The sequence below is a fragment of the Mesorhizobium sp. WSM4847 genome (assembly GCF_055811335.1).
In genome coordinates this window covers 59,007-82,093 of the sequence record NZ_JBVVPY010000025.1, presented here as the reverse complement: position 1 = coordinate 82,093, position 23,087 = coordinate 59,007, and the positions used below count along the sequence as shown (strand labels likewise).

The following is a 23,087-nucleotide window of genomic DNA, read 5'->3' as shown; positions in this document are numbered from 1 at the left end:
GGACACAAGATGGCCATCACGCTTCGTCTGTCCGATGCCGATTTCGAGCAGCGGTTTGCCGCGTTCCTTTTGACCAAGCGCGAGGTCTCGGAGGACGTCGACGCGGTGGTGCGCGCGATCATCGCGCGGGTCCGCGCCGAGGGCGACGCGGCGCTCATCGACTACACGCAGAGATTCGAAAAGGCCGATCTGAAAGGCCTCGGCATTGCCGTGTCGCAAGACGACATCGCCAAGGCCTACGATGCGGCCGACCCGCAGACGATCGAGGCGCTCAAATTCGCCCGTGACCGCATCCGTTCGCATCACGAGCGGCAGCGGCCGCACGACGACCGTTATACCGACGCTGCCGGCGTCGAGCTCGGCTCGCGCTGGACCGCGATCGAGGCGGTCGGGCTCTATGTGCCGGGCGGTACGGCGAGCTATCCAAGCTCGGTGCTGATGAGCGCCGTGCCGGCCAAGGTCGCCGGCGTCGAGCGCGTCGTCATGGCGGTGCCGGCGCCCGGCGGCATCATTAATCCGCTGGTGCTGGTGGCGGCGGACCTGACCGGCATAACCGAGATCTACCGCGTCGGCGGCGCGCAGGCGATCGCAGCGCTTGCCTACGGCACCGAAACGATAAAGCCGGTCGCCAAGATCGTCGGCCCAGGCAATGCCTATGTCGCGGCGGCCAAGCGCCAGGTGTTCGGCACGGTCGGCATCGACATGATCGCCGGGCCATCGGAAGTGCTTGTCGTGGCCGACGGCAATAACGATCCGGACTGGATCGCCGCCGACCTGCTTGCCCAGGCCGAGCATGACGTGTCGGCGCAGTCGATCCTGATCACCGACGATCCTGTCTTCGGCGCGGCGGTCGAACAGGCGGTCGAACGCCAGTTGCAAAACCTGTCGCGCGCCGGGACGGCGGCGGCGAGCTGGCGCGATTTCGGCGCCGTCATCCACGTCCCCCGAATCGAGGCGGCGCTGCCGCTGGTCGACCGCATCGCGGCCGAACATGTCGAGCTTGCCATCGACGAGCCGGAAGCCTTCCTGGCGCGGATGCGCAATGCCGGCGCCGTCTTCCTCGGCCGCCACACGCCGGAAGCCATCGGCGACTATGTCGGCGGCTCCAACCACGTGCTGCCGACGGCGCGCTCGGCGCGCTTCTCGTCCGGGCTTTCGGTGTTCGATTTCGTCAAGCGCACCTCGATCCTGAAGCTCGGGCCGGAGCAATTGCGGGCGCTGGCGCCGGCGGCCATCGCGCTGGCCACAGCGGAAGGCCTCGACGGGCATGGACGCTCCGTCGCCATCCGGCTGAATATGTAGCTGACATGGCGGATTACGATCGAACCCGTGCCAGGCTGGTCGATGTCGAACTCGACGAATCGATCGGCCGTTCGACGCCCGATGTCGAGCATGAGCGGGCGGTGGCGATCTTCGACCTGATCGAGGAAAACAGCTTCCAGCCGGTCAATGACGACGGCGCCGGGCCCTACCGGCTAAAACTGTCGCTGGCCGAATCCCGCCTGGTCTTCGCGGTGACGCGCGAGGATGGCGCGGCGGTCGTAACCCACATCCTGTCGCTGACGCCACTCAGGCGCATCGTCAAGGACTATTACATGATCTGCGAAAGCTATTACGATGCCATCCGCACCTCGACGCCCAGCCAGATCGAGGCGATCGACATGGGCCGGCGCGGCCTGCACAATGAGGGCTCGCAGACACTGATGGACCGGCTGGCCGGCAAGATCGACATCGATTTCGACACGGCGCGCCGGCTGTTCACGCTGGTCTGCGTACTGCACTGGCGAGGCTGAACTGTCAGTCCCTCTGCCCCGCTCGATCCTGCCCCGCTCGATCCTGTTCGTCTGCGCCATGAACGCCGTGCGCTCGCCGATGGCCGAACTGCTGGCGCGTCAGGTGCTTCCGGCCACCACCTTCGTCGCGTCGGCCGGGGTGCGCGGCGGCGAACGCGACCCGTTCGTCGACGCCGTGCTGGCCGAGGACGGGCTTTCGCTCGGCGACCGGCACCCGAGGACACTGGACGATCTCGAGGACGACTATTTCGACCTGATCATCACGCTGTCGCCGGAGGCCCATCACACCGCGCTCGAGCTTACCCGCTCGCTTGCCGTCGACGTCGAATATTGGCCGATGCCGGACCCGACTGGCGTCGGCGGCACGCGCGAGCAGATCATAGCCGCCTATCGCGAGGTGCGCGAACGGCTGAGGGCGCGGATCGGCCGCCGTTTTCTGGCGCCGGAAGCAGAGAAACCGGGCTGATTTAAGCATGTTCACAAGCGCACGATTATCATATAGGTTCCGCCCAAATTCCGGCTAGAGTCGGATGATTTCAGGTCTGTTCGACCTGAAATCTGAATCCGCCTCTAAATCCAAGAAGTAGAGCATGATGTCGTCCGAAAACCGCTTCACACTTTTCGGCATCATGCTCTAGGCGCTGGGAATCCATCCAAGCAAAGGTATCGAATGCCGAAGGAAGAAGTCCTCGAGTTTCCGGGTGTCGTCACGGAATTATTGCCCAATGCGATGTTCAGGGTGAAGCTTGAAAACGAACACGAAATCATCGCCCACACCGCCGGCCGCATGCGCAAGAACCGCATCCGCGTGCTGACCGGCGACAAGGTCCTTGTCGAGATGACACCCTACGACCTGACCAAGGGCCGCATCACCTACCGTTTCAAGTAAGATCGTCAGAGCTCGGCCGGGATCGCGATGAGCATTTTGCAGAAGCTCGTGCTTGCCTCGGGTTCGCCGCGCCGAATCGAGCTGCTGCAGCAGGCGGGCATCGAGCCGGACCGCGTGCTGCCGGCCGGTGTCGACGAAACGCCGCTGCGCGCCGAGCATCCACGCTCGCTGGCCAAGCGCCTGTCGAAGGAAAAGGCCGAAAAGGCGCTGGCCTCGCTGCAGACGGAAGAGGATTATGCACCGAGCTTCGTGCTGGCCGCCGACACGGTGGTCGCCGTCGGCCGGCGCATCCTGCCCAAGGCCGAAACGTTCGACGACGTCGTCAATTGCCTCGGACTGCTATCCGGCCGTTCGCACCGAGTCTATTCCGGCATCTGCCTGGTTACGCCGAGCGGCAAGCTGCGCCAGCAACTGGTCGAGACCAGGGTGCGTTTCAAGCGGCTGCCGCGCGCCGAGATCGACGCCTATGTGGCCTCGGGAGAATGGCGCGGCAAGGCCGGCGGCTACGCAGTCCAGGGTCTGGCCGGCGCCTTCGTCGTCAAGCTTGTCGGCTCCTACACCAACGTCGTCGGCCTGCCGCTCTATGAGACGGTGGCGCTGCTGGCCGGCGAGGGCTTCAAGGTGCATGCCAACTGGCAGTCAGTTCGGCCATGAACTCAGGTTCGGACGACAAGGTCACGCCGCTGCGCCCCAAGCGGCCCTGCCCCGAATGCGGCAAGCCGTCGGCGCGCGAGACCTACCCGTTCTGCTCCGTGCGCTGCAAGGACATCGACCTCAACCGCTGGCTCAAGGGCGCCTATGTCATTCCGGGCCGCGACGACGAGGACGAAACGGACAACGACCCTCCCAAATGAAGCTGTTCGGCACGGCTTGGTGACTTCGACCACGTCCCATGAATCGAGCTGTCCAGTGATTGCTCGTTTGCCGCTTGAAATCAACGCTTAGGCGCTGGACAGGCCGGATTCCCGTGCTATAACCCACGCGCTTTCAAGGGGCGCCTGCGGCGCTTTCAAGAAATCCGGCGTGCAGAACTGCCCGCGTGCCGGAACAGGCCCAGATAGCTCAGTTGGTAGAGCAGCGGACTGAAAATCCGCGTGTCGGTGGTTCGAATCCGCCTCTGGGCACCATCCCCTCTTCTCCCGACAGTTTCTTTCGCCGAAGCATCTACGCTTTCGTATCTGCAACTATCTGAAATCCTTGTTGATTTTGGCGCGCAAGGCGCGGTTGGTCGGGTTTTGTGGAATTTCGGCGTAGTTGGTCCAACGAGGCGGAGGGCTGGTATTTTCGCTGGTAGTGGAGATCCTGATGGTATCGATGCAGCCAAATGGAGGTCCCGAAAATGGCCCTTTCCGACGTGAAATGCCGAAATGCCCGACCCGCTTCCAAGCTCATGAAATTGACTGACGGTGGCGGGCTCCAGCTTTGGGTGCAGCCCACTGGATCTCGCCTATGGCGCCTCGCCTATCGTTTTGGCGGCAAGCAGAAGCTTCTGGCGTTGGGCAGCTATCCCCTCATCTCCCTCGCTGAGGCACGCGAGGCGCGCGATACCGCCAAACGTCTCCTCCTACGTGGCGTCGACCCCGCACAAGAGCGTAAGTTGCAAAAGGCTTCGGCAGAGGACACCTTTCGGTTAATCGCGGAGGACTATGTCGACAAGCTGAAGAAGGAGGGACGTGCCGACCGGACCATCACCAAGGTCAAATGGTTGCTCGACTTTGCCTATCCAACGTTTGGGGACAAAAGCGTTCGGGAGATCGATCCGGCCACAATTCTTGCCGCTCTCCGCAGCGTGGAGGTTCGCGGTCGATACGAGTCGGCCAGGCGACTGCGATCCACCATCGGCAGCGTGTTTCGATATGCAATCGCAACCGCACGCGCCGATGTAGATCCGACGGTCGCCCTGAGGGGCGCACTCGTCGGGCCGACGGTCACGCCGCGTGCCGCGGTTACCGATCCTAAGGCCTTGGGAGGCTTGCTGAGGGCGATCAATGCATTTGACGGACAGCCTACAACCCGAGCCGCCCTGAAGCTGATGGCCCTGCTGTTTCCCCGCCCCGGCGAGCTGCGCGCGGCCGGATGGGACGAGTTCGATTTCGAAAGCTCGGTTTGGACCATCCCTGAAGGACGCATGAAGATGCGACGGCCGCACCGCGTACCCCTTGCAACGCAGGCCGTCAGCGCCCTGACCTCACTTGGAGAAATCTCTGGTGGTGGGTTGCTGCTGTTTCCTAGTGTTCGATCGGGTTCGCGTCCGATTTCCGACAACACGCTTAACGCCGCCCTGCGCCGCATGGGCTACGGTAAAGAAGAGGCTACCGCGCACGGTTTTCGAGCAACGGCATCGACTCTGCTAAACGAATGCGGAAAGTGGCATCCGGACGCCATAGAGCGGCAGCTGGCCCATGTTGAGAACAACGACGTTCGTCGCGCCTACGCCCGGGCAGAGCACTGGGAAGAGCGCGTAAAGATGATGCAATGGTGGGCCGATTATCTGGATGAACTCGAGAGCAAAAACGCGCGGGTGAAAATTACCGGCGGTTGAAGACCCCTGAACTGGGCCATCTATGGTCTGGCGAACCCAATGACCAAGACGAATGGTGATTTGCAGCGCTATACCACTGTACTGAATTAACGCTGCGAGAGGGTGATCCCTCCCGCTTTCGGGACACTGCCCAAAATTCCAGTGAAGCCAAGCATTCTGACTCGAATTCGGCCCATGCATGGCGGGAAGTGAAAGTGAGCTTTGCGCCTCATCCCGGTCGTTCACCGCAAAAAACGGACGCCCTGAAGGCGGTAATTCGCCGCGGCGCTCACCGAGGCCCGCCAGCTGACCGCCTCAGACGAGGATGTCTTCCACAGGATGGAATAATTCGACCGGACCCGGCATGTGGCCATCGCGCAGCGAGGTCGCACTGGCGCGGTTTCCTTCGATGTAATTGATCTAGCGGGCGGAGCTCGCCGATCGTCATCGGCCGTTGTGGGCCGTTGCGACGAGTTGGTGGAAGATCTCCTCCTCGCAAACCGAAGCAAGAAGAAGTCCACTCATGTCTTGACCTAGCCGCGATTCGATCCGCATAACTTTAAGGGTGAGTCACCTCTCGATTGAAAATCCGGGTCAAATCAGGTTGGAAATCAAAACCGCCATCACCGAGGCGAACGAGTGCATAGTCGTCACCGACAATGAAAAGGACTTTGGGGTGTGGAGTCTATCAATCCACTTCGCATCTGAGGGAACAGGAGATCGGTACGCAATGATTACTCGAACGGTACTGCCCGCAGATTCCATCAGAATAGCATTTGATGACCCACTTTGACGAACTACTACGTCGTGACAGAAGCCACGAAATAGAGGACGAGGCGCTGGTCGCCTTGGGGGCTGGAGATGATGATCCGTTGGCGAACGTCCGCATCTATCCCTCCATCGCCAGCGAGGTGGCTTTCACAGGGGCAGGAAAATCGAGTTCAAAAAATTTCGCGGCCGGAGTTCCGGTCGCGCATAAACGCGTCTTGAGCCTGTTATGAGCCAGTCATCGCGCGATCGGGAGCATCATGAGACCGCCCAAAGAAGGGCGGCGCCTCTGACGTGCTTCCGGAAGAGCGGCGAGCCCTACACGCGCCATCAGGCTGTGGAGGACGAGATCGCCCGCGCCCTGGGCATGTCGCATCCAGTCTGGTGCGATCAATCTTGGCGGATCGAGACCCTAGTTCATCTCATTCGCCTTCGGCTGCATGACAACGATCCGCATGTTCTTGGGATGCTTACGTATCAATTTCTCGAACGCGTGAAGCCCATCGTCGACCGTTGGTCAAGGGGCTACGGCACGGCCGACAGCGAGGAGATCCAGATCACTGCCGCGAATGAACTCGGCGATCTGCTCAACGAAGCCCCGCCGTCACGTACCGCCGAATATCTTGAGATCGACGCGGCGACTGTCGTCAAACAAGCGACACTCCGCGCAATCGGGCGAGATCGTCCCAAAGCGCGAGAATTTCAATCGGCTGATCGCGATGAAGACGGGCAGTGCACGCAGACCGTCGACAGTCTCGCGTCAGACGCGCCCAACCCCGTACAGCAACTGCTTGCAAAGGCAGAGGAAGAAGCTGGAGGCGCACTGAGGTATCTTAACGCGGTGACCGATCCACGGCACCGGGAAGCGTTCATCCTCCGGCACATCTATAACTGGCCGCTCAAGGATGGCCCAGACGGCGCGCCGACCCTCTGCGAGAGGTTCAAGATGAGCGATCGTCAAATTCGAAATTGGATAAACACAGCAATCGAGCAGATGCGCGCAGCGCATGGAGCAGAGTCATGAGCCGTATGGATCAGCCAACGGCGGACGACGTCATCCTCGACCTCATCGTCGACGGCGTCGAGCCGACCCACGAGAATCTCATCGTGGCGATTGCCACGTATCCCCAGCACCGCGACAAGCTGGTGGCGTTCTTTGCCAATCTAGCCGTTCAAACAGCTTTGAATGAGGAGACGACGCCTTCTGACTGGAGCGTGGAACAATTTGCGAATATTGGCGTGAGCCGAGTCTTAGCCCACCGTCACGATGCTCCAAGGCAAGCCTCAACGGGCGTCTATAGCAAAAGCGGAGAGCACAAAGGCGAAGCACTGACTCCGCGTCTGTCGCAGCTGATCCGTGCGAGCGGCTTAACGGAAGACCAAGTCGCCGTCCGTGTCGGCCTGGATTCAGGATTGATGATGAAACTGGACCGCCGACGCATCGTCGGGCGGCGGCCTATGGAGGTGTTCCGTAGAATCGCCGACGAGCTTCACATCCCGCCAGCGCATGTGATTGCTTCGGTCACCGGGGGGCCGATCGCGTCCTCTAGGGGCAATCTGCGCAAGGCGAAAGGGCAAATCAAAATCGAAACCGAGACCTTTGAAGTGGCTATCAATGCCTCAACGCTTTCGGACGATCTCAAGACTTTTTGGTTGCGGCGACTTGCGGATGCGGATGAGCCGACGGCATGAGCGCTTGGTCCGAACTGCGCACACAGGCTGCGGCCTGGCACGACGAACTGAACCCTCAGGCTGGTCTGCTTCAGGCCGCAGACCTTCTCGCCGCAGCGGAGAAGGCTAGCGGGGTCAAGGTCATGGTGCTGCCCACGGGCGATGCGCTGCTGGACAACACCGAGGCCTCCTACGATCCCGACGGCCCGAGAATTCTGGTCTCGGCGACGCTTAGCCCCGAGGACCGGGTCTTCCACGTCGCCCACGAATTCGGGCATCACCGACTGCACCACCCGAAGGACGACTGCCACGATGGTGACGTCGATCCATATGCGGCCGCCGAGCCCGAAAGCTCGGCGGTAGGCGAGAGCGACGCCTATAGCCCAAAGCAGCGCCGGGAAGCTCAAGCAAATGTCTACGGCCGGGAGTTATTGCTGCCTCGTCGGCGCCTCAGGGCGGTGTGTCTGGCGCAACGCCTCGCGGCCGATACGATCGCCGCCGAATTGGGTCTTCCGTTGAATCTGGTCCAGCAACAGATGGCCGACGCACTTCTCCTACCGGAAGATCGGCCGTCTGCCACCGACGGTGACCGTCCGTCGTTGGACGACAGCCAACGCCTTGCGGCGGAGGCAGATCCAGGTCCTGTGCAGGTGCGAGCCGGCCCCGGCACTGGCAAAACGCGTACTTTGGTGGCCCGGACGGCGTGGCTCATCCGCGAGAAGCAAGCCGATCCGGCGTCCATTCTTGCCCTGACCTATTCCAACGCCTCTGCCGATGACCTTTCCCGCCGGCTGCGTCTCGAACTTGGGGCCGAGGCGACTGCGGTTTGGTGCAGCACCTTTCACGCCTTCGGCCAGGAACTGCTCCGCCTCTACGGAGATCGGTTAGGCCTGCCCAGCGCGCCGAAGCTCTTGGACCGGGCGGACTCGCTGTTCCTTCTGGAGACGGAGCTCCAGCAACTCCAGCTCGACTATTATTTTGACCTACAGGAACCGCTACGCGGCCTGAAGTCGGTGCTGAACGCCATATCGCGCGCCAAGGATGAGTTGTGCGACCCGCCGACGTACCATGCGCGAGCGCAGGCTATGCCAAAGGGCGAAGCCAAGGATAAAGCCCTCGAAGCCGCCCACATTTATGCGGTCTATCAGAAGGCGTTGGAAACTCGGGGCTGGGTGGACTTCGGCGATCTTATCGCCCGCAGCGTCGATCTGCTGACACGCCACGCCGACATCGCTGCCGAAATCCGCCAGACCTACCGGCACATCCTGGTCGACGAATACCAGGACATGAATACGGCGAGCGCCGCCCTGCTGAAGCAGCTGGCTAACCCAACCGTCGGCCCATGGGTCGTCGGCGACGTCAGGCAATCGATCTATCGATTCCGCGGCGCCTCGCCGCTTAACATGAGCCGCTTCGCCGATACCTTCCCGTGCGCGGAGTTCAAAGATCTGGAAGTGAACTATCGCTCAGGCGGGCGGATTGTCGGCTTGTTTGAGCACTACGGGCGAACGATGGCCGCCACCACCTTTGCCTCGAAGAGGGAGCTGTCGCCGAAGCGCGGCAAGGACACCGGCGAGGTCGCGTATCGCGTCGCCACCGAACGTGAATCTGAAGCCGAGGGCCTGGCTCAGGAAATCCTGGCGCGCCGCACTCAGCCAGGCGGGTACAGCCAGCACGCCGTCTTGGCGCGGACCCACGGCGTGCTTAGCACCTTGGCGGCGCATTTCGAACGCGCGGGCGTGCCGGCGCTGTACTTCGGCGATTTCTTCGAGCGGCCCGAAGTACGCGATCTGCTGTCTTTGATCTCCGTCGCCGGAGAGCGTGACGGCATTGGCCTGCTCCGCGTCGCTCAGTTTCCGCGTTACGGCACGCCGGTGCTTGACATTCTGGAGATGTTTCGCTTCAGGCAGGAAGCCGACATCACCATGTTAGCCGCATTGAAGCGCGTCAACGAGGCCTCCTTGTCGGTGGAAGGCCGCGCCGGACTGCAACGGTTTGTGGATGACCTTGGCGGCGTTGACTTCAAGACCTCGCCGCATGCCCTCATATCCGCCTTCCTGTTTGGCAAGCCGGGCGCGGTCTACGGCGCGCCATTGGGCGGGGACGACGTGGCGGCTCAGCAACGCCAACTAGCCGTCTATCAACTTCTCACCCTGGCCTTCGGCCACCGGCCCCCGGGGAATCGCAACCCGAAACGTGACTTCCTCGACCACATCCGCCGCCTTGAGGTCCTGGACGAGGAGAAGGAGCTCCGCCGCCTTCCGGCCGCGGCTTCAGGCATCGACGCCGTCCAACTCATGACGGTGCACGCCGCCAAGGGCCTAGAGTTCCCGCACGTCTACATCCCATCGGTCAGCCCGTCCTGGTTCCCCCCAAACGCTCGGCCGGATCTCTGCCCTTTGCCGCCCGGCATTGCGGCGGACGACGCGTTGATGACAACCGACGCCGAAGAAGAGAGCCTGATGTTCGTGGCCCTGTCTCGCGCAAAGGACCGCCTGACCGTGTCTAGGGCCAACCGCTATGGCGGATCGTCGAGGCCCAACCCGTCGAAGCTGCTCAAGCCGCTGTCTCCGATCCTGGCACCCCGCGGTGAGCCTGCTCCGCAATGGACAGCCACCGGTCCGGCAGATCCCAGCCCAGCGCCACAAAAAGCCCCTGGCGGCTTGCCGCCGCAACTGGCTGTCACCGCCCTCGAAGACTACCTCGGTTGTCCTCGTCGCTACTACTACGGCGAGACGTTGGGGTTGTCTCGCCGGCTCGCGGACACGCCGTACCTTCGATTTCACAGCGTTATCCGCGCGGGTCTTGACTGGATCCGGGGACAGTCGGCCCGCTCAGCAGCCGACGTCGCTGTCCACTTGGACAACAGCTGGTCGGAGCGCGGCCCAGCCGACCACCCCGCGGCGACACATTATAGAGGCGCCGCGCAGCGGATGCTGGTCAATGCCGGCGCGGCCATGAGCGGTCATGCTTTGGCGGCCGAACGGCGCCTTACTATCGAGGGGGTGACGATTACAGCCCGCGCCGATCACATCCAAATGGCCGGAAGCGGCATCGTCATCCAGCGGATGAAGGCTGGGCGGCTTGCCAAGAGCGGAGAAACGCCGAAGGCCCGCTATGCGCTCCTACAAACAATGGTGAAGCGCGACGAAGGGGTGGCCGCCAGCTTCTTGCATATCTCGCTCCTCGATGGCAGCCAGAAAGATGCCACGGTCGCCGCCGGCAAACTGACCGAGGCGGTCGACGAAGCGGCGGAGGCGTTGACCGCCATTGCCGCGGGTCGGTTCGATCCGAAACGCAACAGCCGCAACTGCCCGACCTGCCCCTTCTTCTTCATCTGTCCGACGGACGGGCTGCGCCTCTAGCAGGAAATCCGGCCGACTGATTTCCGATCTCGCTCCGATCGATCTTGAACCTCTTGCGGCGGTGAAAACCGCACCAACCAAGCAAGAGGTTTCCTCCCAATGTCCAAACTGAAACTGTTTATGCAGATCGAGGGCCGTCGGTCCATCGAACTGATCGAGGTCGCTGAAGACGCAAGGCCCGACGCGGTCCTTGCGGCCGCGGCCGCCCTCGGCTCGGCCATCGAAGAGGCCATGGTCTTCGCCGGCGAAGACGAGCACCCGCTGCACGTCGACAAGCCGCTCCACCACCAGGGCGTGAAGGACAAGCACCGGGTCCATGTGCACCGCTGCAAGAAGATCAACGTCGCCCTGCACTACGCCGACACGTCCGAAGTGCGCCACGAGTTCTCGCCCACGGCGACGGTGAACCACGTAAAGCGCTGGTACGTGCACGAACTCAAGATGTCGCCGGTAGACGCCAGCGAGCACGTACTGCAGATCACGGGGACCACCGACCGGCCGGACCCGGACGTGCAGATCGGCGCGCTCGTGTCCGGCTGCTGCGAGTTGGCGTTCAGCCTGGTGCCCGTCAAGCGGGTCGAGGGCTAGCATGACCATTCTGCTCACCCGCCCGGACGAGCAGGCCTTCCTGGACGAGGTGGCGGAGGGCTGCTTTCAGCTCGCCGTCTACCTCGGCCGGTGGCGCATCGTCGGCATCGCCTGGCCGATTGTCGACGTCGAGATCACCGCCGCGCCCCGGACCGGTGCTCCTGACACCTACGGCGTTCGGTTCGACTGCACAGGCTATCCGCAAGACCCGCCGACCGCGCGGCCTTGGCTCTCCGCAACCGGCGCGCCGCTGCCCTTCGGCCTCTGGCCTGCCGGCGCTCGCCGGGTCTCTGCGGTGTTCCGCCCGGATTGGCAGAACGGGAGCTGCCTGTACGCGCCCTGCGACCGGATGAGCATCGCCGGCCATGCGAATTGGCCTCAGGAGCACGCCGCGTACATCTGGCGCCCTGAAAAGGGCCTCCAGCAGTACCTCGAGTTCCTGCACGAACTGCTGAACAGCGTGGACTACATAGGGGTGCGTGGTGGCTGACAAACTCTTTATCCCGCGGGATCAATGGCTCGCCCTCATGGCCGAGCTGCGCCGTCGCGGCGGCGGCAGGACCGAAAGCGGCGCCTTTCTGCTCGGCAAGCGCCAGGGCGATCGGCGCCTTTTCGAGAGGTGCGTGTTCTACGACGATCTCGATGCGAATGCCTACAGCACTGGAGTGTGCATCCTTTACGCCGACGCCTTCGAGAGCCTTTGGGGGATCTGCCGGTCCTCGGGCCTGCAAGTGCTGGCCGACGTCCACACCCACGGAGGCGTCGCGACCCAGAGCGAGGCTGATCGACGCAATCCGATGATCGCGCGGCCCGGTCACCTGGCCCTCATCGTCGAACGCTTCGCCCGCGACCCGGTGTGGCGCCACCGCATGGGCCTCTACCGCTACAAGGGTTCGCACACTTGGACCAATTTGAGCGGATGGCGCAGCCGCTGCATCATCAAAACAGGAACTTTCTCATGATAAGCCAGATGATCACCGAAACGCGCCCTGACACCTTGCATCGGGGGGTCAAAATGGCCTTGGACAGCGGCGAGGCCGACAGCGTCGAAACCGCCTACGCCTTGTTTGCCGGCTATCGCATGGCGATCGGCCTCGGCATCGCAGGCGGCCAGTCCCCTGCCATCCAAGCCGCCTTATTGACCATGGTCAATTGCGGGCGGCGCGCCTTGCTAGGTGGGGTGGAAGTCCTTGGCGATCTCCAAGTCCCCTTGCTGGTCGATCTTCCTGGTCTCGGAGAAACCCTGGGAGACGCGGTTGTGGCGCTTGGCGGAACGCCTCGGGCCGAGCCCTCGCCGCAGACTCCGCTCGCCTGGTTGGGCGACGGGGCGCCCGCCATGGCGCTGCAGGTCACCTTCAGCGACTGGCGCGGAGGCGTGTGCGTCGCGGGCGAGGGTGAACGCCTGGCCGAAGGTGCGAATGACATTCCCGCCGCCGTCTTGGCTGGCGCCCTGGCCGTCGCTGAAGTGTTCCAGCGCCTGCGCGGCAACCCGATGGCGGGCGACCGAGACGTAGGTTTGTCCCTGTGGGATCCACGCGCACCCTGGCGCAGCGGCGCAGGTCCCGCGGCCTGGGTGGCGCCGAGCAAGCTTTGGATCCTCGGCCTTGGCCACTTGGGCCAGGCTTTCCTGTGGACCCTCGGCCTGCTCCCATTCGAACGCCCGAGCGACGTAGAACTAACCCTCCAAGATTTCGACTGCCTAGCCCTGGCGAACGACAGCACGTCCGTCCTGACCAGAGTCGACATGGTCGGCCGACCTAAGACTCGTGAAATGGCGGCATGGGCGGAGGCGCGGGGGTTCCGGACTCGACTCGTCGAGCGGCGTTTTGCCGGCGATATCGCATTGGCCGAGGACGACCCGCGCGTCTTGTTCTGCGGCGTGGACAACGCAGAGGCGCGGGCGACTCTTGAGGACCCCCACTTCGACCTGGTGGTCGACGCAGGTCTGGGTGCGGGTCCGCGTGAGTATCTAGCCATGCGGTTGCATACGTTCCCCGGCCCGGTCACAGCGCGCGAGCGATGGGGCGAGGCCTCTAGCACCCGCATTGCGGACGCCAAGGCGGTGGCGACGGCGACCGCTTATCACGACTTGGCCGCGCGTGGCCTGGATGATTGCGGCTTGCTGGAAATCGCATCTAGAACTGTCGGCGTACCCTTTGTCGGGGTGATCGCCGCGACCCTGGCACTGATGGAGATCGTCCGCTGCCTCAACCAGAGGCCCGGCCTGTGCGTGCTCGACTTAACCCTTCGAGACCTAGGTGCCAGACAGTGCGTGGAAGGCCAGGCGCTCAAGCGATTTAATCCTGGCTACACGACCCTGCGCTGATAGCTTTAGGCTTTGGACTGCGGTAACGGGGACGTCCTGGTCACGCGATTTCCAAAGCGGGACACCGCCGATCATCTTCGCCGAGGCCAGCCGTTCGGCCCTAACGGGCGACGCAGCCGACGTGACCGCAGCCCACGCCCCCCTCCGCGACGTGTTTAACCGAGATATGAAATCATTCTCGTGATCGCGCGCGCGGAGTTATTTGGTGCCGCATCGACGGAAGAGTTGGGTACGCGACATACGCCGGCGCTTCACCGTTATCTGCTCGGATTGGCAGCAATGAATGGATTGTCGTCGCGACGCAAAGATCAGAGTTCGCTGTGCAAAGTCGGAAAGCTCCGCATTGTTGATCGTAGCGGTCTGCCAGGCCGAGGGAAGGCCGCCGAAATTGACGGGACGGCACCGGTTTGACGAGCACTACCGGATCGCAACCGGCGCTGCGACAAACGGCGCAGATCGCCGATGAATACAAATCTGGCCATGATCGCTCAATCGATCCTCGAAAGCGCCCGCGCACTAGACGTGTCGAGGCTCATCGTGGCTATAACGACAGCGGCGAGATGTTCGCACCTCGCGTAACCGGTACGGTGATCCTGCGATACCTTTCTCCCGCTCTACTGAGCGCTTTGAGTTTTTTATCTATTTAGAAGCGCTTCAATTTCCTCGTCATCCGCAGTGCGGATGCCAGCAAGCCTATTGTTGCGAAAATAGTAGTCCTCGCTTTTCTTTTGTATCCATGCGCCAGTGATTTCACCTACGGTGGGATATACTCCCTTGATGATTTTCGGCTTGGTTGCCGTCAGTAGGACGAGATCGACCGAAAGCGGCCGGTTGTTTTTGAATCTCGGCCAAGGAATATCGAGGCGGCCATTTTCAATGACAGGCCTGTCCCCGGTGGCGGCGCGGTCGGCTGCTGAAAACGTGACACTGGCGTACCCACCTTGTCTTCCCGTGAATGCTGCCCAATCCTGCAGTAGCTTGGTCCGAACCGGCGCATCCTCATGGTCCAAGAAACTCGGCGAAGTCAGGATCGCGACACACCCCCAACCTGCCGAGATCACGTCCTTGCCTCCTGGCTGCTCCGCTCTCCAGAGTTCACTTGCCTCCTGGATCAGATCGTCGGTGCCGTTCACCGCATTGCGACAGCGGATGACTTTGCCGACGCCTAGGCGTGAACCAAGCTCGGGTGAGAAGACCATCGTGTAGGTGTCGCCACGACTCTGTGACAGCCGCCCATATCGTATCGGCACACGAACGTACTGGGTCGACCGCTTGTCTGATTTCAGTCGTGTTTCCCGCCATTTCGCACGAACAGCGGCCGGATTTGCAACAAAATTGCCACCGTAGCTCTTGCTCTCCCAGTCGAGCGAACCGACGAACTGCAACGCAGGAAGCTCACACAGCCATTTTGCGGCTATTTCGACCTGTGGCGTCCCGGTTGTGTTTGCACCAAGGTCAAACTTTCCAATGTGCTACGGTTTGCCATGACCGAATCGTCCGAACCCAAACCCGATCTGCCGGCAGCAGGTGTCCTTGCCGGAAATCTCGGCAAGCCGATCAAGCTGACCGATTTGCAGCTCAATGGAGTCTCCGCCGAAGCTGTTCGCGGCGGCGGGACGATAAAAGTCTGGACCCGACTTTGTCTGACGACGGATGATCGGTTTTTCCACCGCATTGTCGAGAACCTGAGCGCCCATATCGAGTATCGCTCGGCTCAAGCTGGGCACCCTGTCAGCCTTACCAGCCCGGGGTTTATTCTGCTTGTGATTCACCCCGACAACACGGGCGATCTGTGGCTCGATGCGGCGGCAGTGTCGATCAAGGCTCTGGTCAAACGTCCGATGACTGCGGGGACCTTCATTTTCGAGACGGACATAGCGGATGTTACTGCAATGTCGTTCCCGCTGGTGGAGATCGGCAAGGAAGATCGCGTCCTCTGCATCTTTCGGGAGGGTTGGCGTTTTGCGCTGTTCTGCGACTTCAACCCGGATGGTGACCTCTCCATTGAAAACATGGAAAGGGATCTTGGAACGCTTCACCGCCGGCTCAAATATCGTGACTTCTACGACGCAATTGCGGACGCAAATGTTTTCGGACGACTCATCGAGGCCGGGTGGTTTCCGTTCGTCGAGATACTTGGCAAGGAGTTCCGCGAGCTCGCCAGCCACTGCGAGGCGGGGTTCGAGCTCGACGAGGTCGAGGCGAAGCTGCTGTCGACTTTCGACGTGCAGCGGGTCGAGAGCATGTTTGCGCGGTGGATGTCGAAACCGCATTTCGCGGGCAAGGAGAAACTGCTTCGATCGGCACTGGACAATTTCGCGTCCGGCGATGCCGTTGCCGTGCTGAAAATCGTCCTGACGGAGATCGAGGGTATACTGCGGGATGCGTACCGGAATCTGCATGGTAAAGGCGCGAAGCTCGGCAAACTTCTCGAATTCGCGGTGCAATCCGCCGAGCAAAAAGCGGGCCACCCAGACACGTTGTTGTTTCCGGCGGCGTTCGCGCACTATTTGAAGTCGCACACCTTCGCCGAATTCGATCCAGCAGCGCGAACCGGCAAGGCAAGTTCGCGTCACGCCGTTGGACATGGCGAAGCCGATTCCGAGAGCTATACGCAGGTGCGGGCGCTGCAAGCATTACTCACGCTCGACCAACTGGCATTTTACACCTGATCCACCTGAGCCGGCGCTGGAAGCGACTCCGGACGGCGCGGGGCCGATTCACCGCGATAAGCGCGAACTCGATGCGGTGGAGCGTGAGTTCGTCGGCGAGGTGCCGGCTGGTTCGGTGGCGCCAGCCATAGAACCCGGTCTGCCCTTGTCACGGACAGGCGGCCGTGGGCTGCTAAAATGGTCACTCGTCGCCGGGTGGCGATGGTCGCGGGATGGTGTCGTCATGAGCCGTACGGAACGGGAGCATCGACACGTGTGCTCCAGCGCTAGGACGAGGTTGCCGCTCGAACCAACTGGGTGCCTGAGAGCTAGTCATTGATGAAGGCGCGCATCTGTTCAGGCGTAACCGCCTCTGCCTCGAGCTGACGAACCTGGTCAAGGATTGGAGACGATGGAATAGGCACCAGCTTCGTAACTGGTTTTCCTGCCAGGGATCGCGCCAGAGCTTTCCCAGTCTGAATGAGATCGACCCATCGCAGCAAACGATGAGCGCATGCAGTAAGGGTCACTGCCGGTACCATACGGCTACCGTTCCGGTCGACCGACTTCCCGCACTTCAGCAAATCGGTCCCGTCGGCGTTGCCCGACCTGTCGAGGAGCTTGGCCTGGTTGATCACTTTGACCAGCAGGTCGAATTCACTGGTCTGCCGGTAGGCGCCCGCTGCTGGGTCGTACTCGAGTAGTAGACCTGAGCTCAAATGAGCCTGAAGGGGAGTGGGATCAACCTTCGCGTCCATCGAGAAAAGCACAAGCACTACTAATCGGTTCCAGGTTTTCTCGCCGACTTGAAGCGTGCCTGTGAAGTTGCTGGAGTTCAGGCCGAGTTCCTTAACAACATTCAATGCCGCGTTAATCGGGTTTGAGGGACCGTCAGTGATACGCGGGACGATCCCCAGCAGCATGGCCAATAGCTGCTCCTCGAGTGCTTTCCGGCCCGCCGCGTCGCGAACCGCGAGGCCATTGAGCACCAACGGATCAATCGCCTGGCGGACTTGCGTGAAAGTCGCAAACGGCCAGATCCAGTTCGCAATTGGGGCGGTACCCAGCCCTTTAGTAGCGGCAGCCGTCTCGTTGTTCTTTGCAACTTCTTCGATGAAGCTGATCACCGCCTTGGCATTCTCCATGGCCAAACTCGGGTGGTTCGCGAGCCTCTCGCGTTGCTGATCGCTCAATTCGGGATCGGCCCTAAGAGCCTTGGCTAGGTCACGCACGCTCTGGCGATGATCCCAGACGTCCGAGCGGACGAAGCAGAGGATGCGTATCTTCTTTGCTTTCGCCAAGTCGTAGGCGTGCCTGTATTCGGCTCTGGTGATGCTGATCTGGTTGGGTTCGTCGAACCAGCCGCCTACCCTTCGGCCAATGAAGAGTATGAAGAGGTCGGCCTGTTCGATTGCCGCCAGACACGCCTCATACGAGTGCTTGTCGAGGGGATGCGTGAAATCAGTAAACTCCGACGCCAACACCCTGCATCCGCGGAGTTCAAGATAGTCCTTGAGTGCACTACGCAAGTCCAAAAAATCGTAGACCGTGGACGACAGAAACAGGGTAGGTCGGTCCATGTTTGTCCTAAGCCTTCTCTATCCGACCTTGAGGTTTGTGATAACAGTGCCCGCAAGAACAGAACAAAATGCATCCAGCGGGAAGTCTGGCAAGGCCCGCCCTGGTGAAGCCAGCCAAGATTTCGACAACATCGGTGGTACGACTCGGCTCTTGGGGAACAAGGCTACACGTTGCCGAGACCTGTGAGGAGGGCCAGACCGTTCCTCGGCGTGGGCGGTCGTGCTGGAGTATTTAGCCACCGTCAGCCGGTCTGTCGGAAGCCCCTTCGGCTTCGTCGAACAAGATCTCGGTAATCGGGGGTGGCAACAAGTCATCGAGGGCGGATGAATCGGCCAACTGCACGAAACCGAAGGGGCTCGCGATCAGAGGCCCGTTCTCCTTCGTCCGGCGATCATTCTGCATGGCGTGGTGCTCGACCTGTTTCAACAGGTCGTCAAATCCGTTAGGGTCCAACGGAACTACATGTGGTTCGTAGCCGGCTGCTTCGATCCCATTGATTGTGATTTCGTCGTCACTGTTTCCCTGCCGCGGAAACGCAGCCAGCACCTTGCCTCCGAGTCGACCGGTGATCTCCACCTGCCGGAGATAGGCGGTCTGCGGCCGTGATTTGGGTGGACCAGCCCGCGTCCTGCATCCCGCGAAACTCGCCGCCGAGGGAGGCCGCGAAGTCCATTTCGTTCATCTGCCGAGCGAGCCGTAGAGTCGCGACAGCTCTGTAGCTAGTTCGGTCAGGTATCGTCTTTCCTGTGGTGACATCGGATTTGCGGGCCATACTCATGACAAGGAGTCTCGGGTCCATCTTTCGCGAAGCTGTCGTCGATGGCAAGAAATTCGGCGAAATCCACAACCTGGATCCTTGGAGGTAAGGTCGCCGGCTTCGCTCTCGCTTGCCACGCGTTGCGTTTCCCCGAAGCACGCCCTCGATGATAGGACGCAGCGCCAACTCGGACGACGTCAACGACGTTCTGTCGTGAAAATGGCTGCCGTCAGCCGGCCGCTTTCTATCTCCAGGAGGCCAGAAGCTGACCGACCGTTATCGGCCTCGAACGCGACGTCTGAGTAGTGGCTCACTGATCGCCAGCTCAGCGAAAAGCCGTCCGCCGACTTGCCCACGGATTGCTCTCCTGCCGGAATGCCCCCGTTCACACGTTGCTGCCAGTTTACGCCGAACGAACGAGCCAGGCCGCTTCCGCTTAGCGAGGCTCTTCTTATTTTAGCCCAACACGATCTCCTCGCTACGAAATGGCAACTAGGATGTGGTTTTGTGCTTCGATACCAACACGCCCGGAATATCAGGACCGAGGCAGCGTCCATGAAGAGTGACGCAATCTCGTATGCCCCACGAGGGCTATCTCGTGAGGAAGCAGCTCGTTACATCGGTGTCGGATCGACGCTTTTTGACGAGATGGTTGCCGATGGGCGCATGCCGAAACCCAAGCGCATCAACAGCCGCGCTGTCTGGGATCGTGTAGCCCTGGATATCGCTTTCACCTCGTTACCGGACAAAGATAGCGGCCTTCAAGAGTTGTTGAAACGAAGCAAACGGGACGTAGAATAAAGATGGCAACTACGCTCGTTGCGTATGCGCTGCTTACGTAGTACCATGATAGCCGGAGCGGAAGGGATGACGTGAACGAGAATGAGAAACTTGCACAAGACGTGAAAGCATGGCGGGCCAAGGAAGGGTTCACTGCCGAAGCCGCGGCCAAGGTGCTGGGAATACCGAAGCGCACCTTTGAAGGTATAGAGCAAGGCAGAGGATTTCCTTACCCCGTCCTGCTGCGTGCTGCCATGAAAAGTGAGAACTTGTTGCAGAAGCCCCTACGCGAGCACTTGCAGCGCGGAGATTAATTCAATGGCCAAACATCCTGATTACCCTGGAGCTTCTTCGCGCCTGGTCAATGGCAAGGAGTATTGGCGCTTCCGAGCTAATCGCCGTGCTCGACAAATAACCTTACCCGGCCAGCCCGGCGACGAAGCGTTTGAGATCGCCTACCGGCGTGCCGTTGAAGGTCGCGCTGGCAGCGCGGAAATTATCAACATGCCGGGGCGCGCCTTGCCGCGTACTTTTGGGCATGCAGCACGTCGCCTCGAAACTACCATGGAATGGCTGGACTTTGACGAGGCAACGCAGCGGAAGAACCTGCGGCTCATTGAACGCTTCCTTGAGATGCAGGTCGATCCTGACTATCCACTGACGTGGCGCGATACGCCAGTGGAACATCTTGATGCCGATCGTCTGCGCGCGATAATCGAGGGCATCTTTCTTGCCAACCGGACGGCTGCCAAGCACCTTCTCGTCGCGATCAAAAAACTGCTGTGGGTGGCAATCCAAGTCGAGAAATGGATTAAGCCGCAAGACGACCCGTCGCTGTCCATTCGAGTACGCGTGCCGAGGTCAACCAAGAACCCGGCTTGGCCAATCGGGATCAGAGAAAAGTACGAAGAGCGGCATCCAATTGGTACGCCTGCTCGGACCTGCTACGCACTCGGTTTCTGGCTCGGCAATCGGCGCGCCGATATCGCTGCTCTTGAATGGTGCGATCTGGTGAGCGAGGAGATCGAGCTGTTCGACGGCTCGCTGGTGTTGATCGAAGCCTTTGATTTTCGGCAAAAGAAAAACCGCAATCGCCACGGGGGTCGAGAGATGTTCATTCCGGTCGTAGACAAGCTGGCAGCCGCGCTTGAACCTCTCGACCGATCGAAAGGCGGCACCGTCTTAAAGACTGCTTATGGCAGGACTTTCTCGGAAAAGAGCCTAACCGGCATGATGCGGCATTGGACCCGGCAGGCTGGAATACCCGATGGCTATACGCTTCATGGACTGCGCCGCACATTCGGTACCTACCTGGCCGAGTGCAACATCCAAGCGCGTGCCATAATGGAGGCTATGGGACATTCGTCGATGACGGTGACCGACGAATACGTCCGTGAGGCGAACAAGAAGCGCATTGCCGTCGACATTGCTAGAGCGATAAACCAGCGAGAAGAAAAGCGCGATCAGGCGAAGCGGCGGGCCAATTTGCGCATCGTCGGCTCACAATGAATCGCGAACCGTTCGAAAGCGCGCCCGTTCAGAGGATTTTTTGCTGCCAAAGCGCTGTGGGCAAAGCGTGGGCATGGCGTGGGCAAGGGCGACTTTTTCGCAATGAAATCAATTGTCATGGTGGGCCCGGAGGGACTCGAACCCCCAACCAAGCGGTTATGAGCCGCCGGCTCTAACCATTGAGCTACAGGCCCCACACGCGGCTGGATTAATGTTTTTCCCCGAACCGCACAAGGCTTTCCGGATGGGCTGGCCGAAATCGTCCAAATCAGCCCATATTCAGACATTAGAGCGAGGTGCGTCCACTTAGACGCGCAAAATACAAAATACGCTCTAACGCTTTGAATCTACGCATCGAGCTTCCCGAAAATCGATTCCGATTTTTATGCCGATGCCGGTAGTCGACAAGCGCGACTGGATCGCAGACCGAGGAGATTTTTATGACCAGACATCTTTTGCCCTTGGCGCTCGCCGCCGCAATCGCTTTTCCGGCGATGGCCGGCGCGGCCGATTCGCCGCCGCCCCGCATCGTCGTCACTGGCGAAGGCGAAGCGACCGCGGCCCCCGATCTGGCGCTGCTGACGCTCAGCGTCATGCGCGAGGCCAAGACCGCGCGTGCCGCGCTCGATGCCAACAACGACGCCATGGCCTCGGTGATCGCCGCAATGAAGTCGGCCGGCATCAAGGAGCGCGACCTGCAGACAGCCGGCATCCAGATCAGCCCGCGCTACAATTATACCAACAAGCCGGACGGCAGCCAGGAAGCCGAACTCATCGCCTACCAGGTGACCAACACGCTTTCGGTGCGGATCCGCGACATCGACAAGACAGGCGAGATTCTCGACAAGGCGGTATCGCTCGGCGTCAACCAGGGCGGCGGCATCTCGTTCTCCAACGAGGATCCAACGGCAACTGTCACCGAAGCCCGCAAGAAGGCGGTCGCCGACGCAATGGCCAAGGCCAGGACGCTGGCCGAAGCCGCCGGCGTCAGCATCGGGCGGGTGCTGGAAATCACCGACCAGAACGTCGCGCCGCCGCCGATACCGATGACCGCCAAGGCCTTCGACGCGGCCCGCGAATCGGTTCCGGTGCAGGCCGGCGAGAATTCCTACACGGTGCAGGTCACAGTCACTTTCGAGTTGAAGTGACCGCCCCGCTGAAGCGCGGGTAACCGGCAACATCGATTTTGCTGCATTAAAAAAACCCGGAGGACTGGTCCTCCGGGGTTTGTTCGAGCCGCACCCTTCTATCTCAGGGGGCTCTACTACTCCGGACTGACCTTCGCAGAAGGTCATACTACCAAGCTGGCCGTTGCCGGTAGGCAACGTGCCGAACGCTTACCGGTAGAGGACCGGGCAGCCGCGCTCATTGGCGAACACGACCACGACGCGGTCGCCATACTGGCGGCCCGCTACTTTCACCGTGCGGCGGCCGACGTCGATGATACGGGCACGGCGCAGACCCATGCGCTCTGCCTTGCCAAGAGCACGGTTTGGCGAGCAGGACCGGCGCCAGTCGCGTTCGCGGCGGCGTTCACGGTAGTAACCATCGTCATCCTCGCCGGAATAGACGCCGACGCGCGGTTCGTCATTGTTGCCGAAGCCGAGGTAGATGCTGTCTGCATGGGCTGTGGCGGGAATGGCGGCAAGCGTGCCGAGGCCGATAAGCGCCGAAAGGGCCACCGTCTTGATCGTGTTGAACATGTCTTCTCTCCTTGTTCAGGGCTTCCGCCCGCCTTGGTCGAACCAATGTGTCTTGGTCGAACCGATGGCGAGGAGAATGCGCTTGCGTATCTGAACTTTTTACGAACCGGCCGTTCATTTCTGGTTCATGTAGAAACAAGCAATTGCGCAGTCTTCTCGGCTTACCGGTTCTGAACAATCCGGTC

At 61.1% G+C, this 23,087-nt stretch carries 24 protein-coding genes and 2 tRNA genes; 21 read left to right on the top strand and 5 right to left on the bottom strand.

Features of this window, described 5'->3' with window-relative positions; translation table 11 throughout:
* The first annotated feature begins 9 nt into the window (after positions 1-9).
* From hisD to AC0L28_RS28365, 16 genes are all read left to right on the top strand, one after another.
* Positions 10-1,302: a histidinol dehydrogenase gene (gene hisD / locus AC0L28_RS28440; protein ID WP_473481525.1), complete on the top strand. Its 1,293-nt coding sequence runs from the start codon at positions 10-12 to the stop codon at positions 1,300-1,302.
* Positions 1,303-1,307: 5 nt separating this feature from the next.
* Positions 1,308-1,793, top strand: a complete 486-nt coding sequence (locus AC0L28_RS28435) for a UPF0262 family protein (protein WP_473481524.1) — start codon at positions 1,308-1,310, stop codon at positions 1,791-1,793.
* Between the two features lies 1 nt (position 1,794).
* Entirely contained in the window at positions 1,795-2,259 is a 465-nt protein-coding gene (locus tag AC0L28_RS28430; RefSeq protein WP_473481541.1) for an arsenate-mycothiol transferase ArsC, read from the top strand.
* 204 nt (positions 2,260-2,463) lie between these two features.
* A complete protein-coding gene (gene infA / locus AC0L28_RS28425; RefSeq protein WP_006200926.1) occupies positions 2,464-2,682 on the top strand; it encodes a translation initiation factor IF-1 in 219 nt (72 codons plus the stop codon).
* 27 nt (positions 2,683-2,709) lie between these two features.
* Positions 2,710-3,336, top strand: a complete 627-nt coding sequence (locus tag AC0L28_RS28420; RefSeq protein WP_473481523.1) for a Maf-like protein — start codon at positions 2,710-2,712, stop codon at positions 3,334-3,336.
* Entirely contained in the window at positions 3,333-3,536 is a 204-nt protein-coding gene (gene yacG / locus AC0L28_RS28415; RefSeq protein WP_027155506.1) for a DNA gyrase inhibitor YacG, read from the top strand. The genes AC0L28_RS28420 and yacG overlap by 4 nt, the downstream gene beginning before the upstream one ends.
* A 197-nt stretch (positions 3,537-3,733) precedes the next feature.
* Positions 3,734-3,809: transfer RNA gene (locus AC0L28_RS28410), tRNA-Phe, on the top strand.
* A gap of 212 nt (positions 3,810-4,021) precedes the next feature.
* Complete coding sequence (locus AC0L28_RS28405) at positions 4,022-5,224, top strand: tyrosine-type recombinase/integrase (RefSeq protein WP_473481522.1); 1,203 nt, start codon at positions 4,022-4,024, stop codon at positions 5,222-5,224.
* Positions 5,225-5,982: 758 nt separating this feature from the next.
* The gene (locus tag AC0L28_RS28400) at positions 5,983-6,204 is read left to right on the top strand and encodes a hypothetical protein (protein WP_473481521.1); all 222 of its coding nucleotides are present in this window, start codon (positions 5,983-5,985) and stop codon (positions 6,202-6,204) included.
* On the top strand, positions 6,201-6,995 hold the full coding sequence (locus tag AC0L28_RS28395; protein ID WP_473481520.1) for a sigma-70 RNA polymerase sigma factor region 4 domain-containing protein: 795 nt from the start codon (positions 6,201-6,203) through the stop codon (positions 6,993-6,995). The genes AC0L28_RS28400 and AC0L28_RS28395 overlap by 4 nt, the downstream gene beginning before the upstream one ends.
* Positions 6,992-7,663 carry a hypothetical protein gene (locus AC0L28_RS28390; protein ID WP_473481519.1) on the top strand — a complete coding sequence of 224 codons (672 nt, stop codon included), beginning with the start codon at positions 6,992-6,994 and terminating at the stop codon, positions 7,661-7,663. The genes AC0L28_RS28395 and AC0L28_RS28390 overlap by 4 nt, the downstream gene beginning before the upstream one ends.
* Complete coding sequence (locus tag AC0L28_RS28385) at positions 7,660-11,007, top strand: UvrD-helicase domain-containing protein (RefSeq protein ID WP_473481518.1); 3,348 nt, start codon at positions 7,660-7,662, stop codon at positions 11,005-11,007. Before AC0L28_RS28390 ends, AC0L28_RS28385 begins: the two co-directional genes overlap by 4 nt.
* A gap of 99 nt (positions 11,008-11,106) precedes the next feature.
* A complete protein-coding gene (locus tag AC0L28_RS28380) occupies positions 11,107-11,595 on the top strand; it encodes a hypothetical protein (RefSeq protein WP_473481517.1) in 489 nt (162 codons plus the stop codon).
* Between the two features lies 1 nt (position 11,596).
* Positions 11,597-12,085, top strand: a complete 489-nt coding sequence (locus AC0L28_RS28375; protein WP_473481516.1) for a DUF7665 family protein — start codon at positions 11,597-11,599, stop codon at positions 12,083-12,085.
* Positions 12,078-12,557, top strand: coding sequence for a hypothetical protein (locus AC0L28_RS28370; RefSeq protein ID WP_473481515.1), 480 nt, complete (start codon positions 12,078-12,080; stop codon positions 12,555-12,557). Before AC0L28_RS28375 ends, AC0L28_RS28370 begins: the two co-directional genes overlap by 8 nt.
* A complete protein-coding gene (locus AC0L28_RS28365; protein WP_473481514.1) occupies positions 12,497-13,921 on the top strand; it encodes a ubiquitin-activating E1 family protein in 1,425 nt (474 codons plus the stop codon). The genes AC0L28_RS28370 and AC0L28_RS28365 overlap by 61 nt, the downstream gene beginning before the upstream one ends.
* Before the next feature lie 635 nt (positions 13,922-14,556).
* Here AC0L28_RS28365 and AC0L28_RS28360 read toward each other — a convergent pair.
* Positions 14,557-15,306: a hypothetical protein gene (locus AC0L28_RS28360; RefSeq protein WP_473481513.1), complete on the bottom strand. Its 750-nt coding sequence runs from the start codon at positions 15,304-15,306 to the stop codon at positions 14,557-14,559.
* 99 nt (positions 15,307-15,405) lie between these two features.
* On the opposite strand from AC0L28_RS28360, the gene AC0L28_RS28355 reads away from it, so the two are divergent.
* Complete coding sequence (locus AC0L28_RS28355; protein WP_473481512.1) at positions 15,406-16,593, top strand: hypothetical protein; 1,188 nt, start codon at positions 15,406-15,408, stop codon at positions 16,591-16,593.
* Positions 16,594-16,901: 308 nt separating this feature from the next.
* On the opposite strand, the gene AC0L28_RS28350 is transcribed toward AC0L28_RS28355, so the two are convergent.
* Positions 16,902-18,152, bottom strand: a complete 1,251-nt coding sequence (locus AC0L28_RS28350; protein ID WP_473481511.1) for a DUF4062 domain-containing protein — start codon at positions 18,150-18,152, stop codon at positions 16,902-16,904.
* A gap of 232 nt (positions 18,153-18,384) precedes the next feature.
* Complete coding sequence (locus AC0L28_RS28345; RefSeq protein WP_473481510.1) at positions 18,385-18,699, bottom strand: hypothetical protein; 315 nt, start codon at positions 18,697-18,699, stop codon at positions 18,385-18,387.
* Between the two features lie 766 nt (positions 18,700-19,465).
* Here AC0L28_RS28345 and AC0L28_RS28340 point away from each other — a divergent pair.
* From AC0L28_RS28340 to AC0L28_RS28330, 3 genes are all read left to right on the top strand, one after another.
* Positions 19,466-19,711 carry a helix-turn-helix transcriptional regulator gene (locus tag AC0L28_RS28340; protein WP_077383584.1) on the top strand — a complete coding sequence of 82 codons (246 nt, stop codon included), beginning with the start codon at positions 19,466-19,468 and terminating at the stop codon, positions 19,709-19,711.
* Between the two features lie 71 nt (positions 19,712-19,782).
* Positions 19,783-20,004 carry a helix-turn-helix domain-containing protein gene (locus AC0L28_RS28335; RefSeq protein WP_473481509.1) on the top strand — a complete coding sequence of 74 codons (222 nt, stop codon included), beginning with the start codon at positions 19,783-19,785 and terminating at the stop codon, positions 20,002-20,004.
* A 4-nt stretch (positions 20,005-20,008) separates the two neighbouring features.
* A complete protein-coding gene (locus AC0L28_RS28330; RefSeq protein ID WP_473481508.1) occupies positions 20,009-21,199 on the top strand; it encodes a tyrosine-type recombinase/integrase in 1,191 nt (396 codons plus the stop codon).
* A 118-nt stretch (positions 21,200-21,317) separates the two neighbouring features.
* Here the strand turns inward: AC0L28_RS28330 and AC0L28_RS28325 are convergent.
* Positions 21,318-21,393, bottom strand: a tRNA-Ile gene (locus tag AC0L28_RS28325).
* Between the two features lie 246 nt (positions 21,394-21,639).
* On the opposite strand from AC0L28_RS28325, the gene AC0L28_RS28320 reads away from it, so the two are divergent.
* Positions 21,640-22,347: an SIMPL domain-containing protein gene (locus AC0L28_RS28320; protein WP_473481507.1), complete on the top strand. Its 708-nt coding sequence runs from the start codon at positions 21,640-21,642 to the stop codon at positions 22,345-22,347.
* A gap of 189 nt (positions 22,348-22,536) precedes the next feature.
* Here AC0L28_RS28320 and AC0L28_RS28315 read toward each other — a convergent pair whose 3' ends face one another.
* Positions 22,537-22,902, bottom strand: a complete 366-nt coding sequence (locus AC0L28_RS28315; RefSeq protein WP_287195875.1) for a hypothetical protein — start codon at positions 22,900-22,902, stop codon at positions 22,537-22,539.
* Positions 22,903-23,087: the final 185 nt, after the last annotated feature.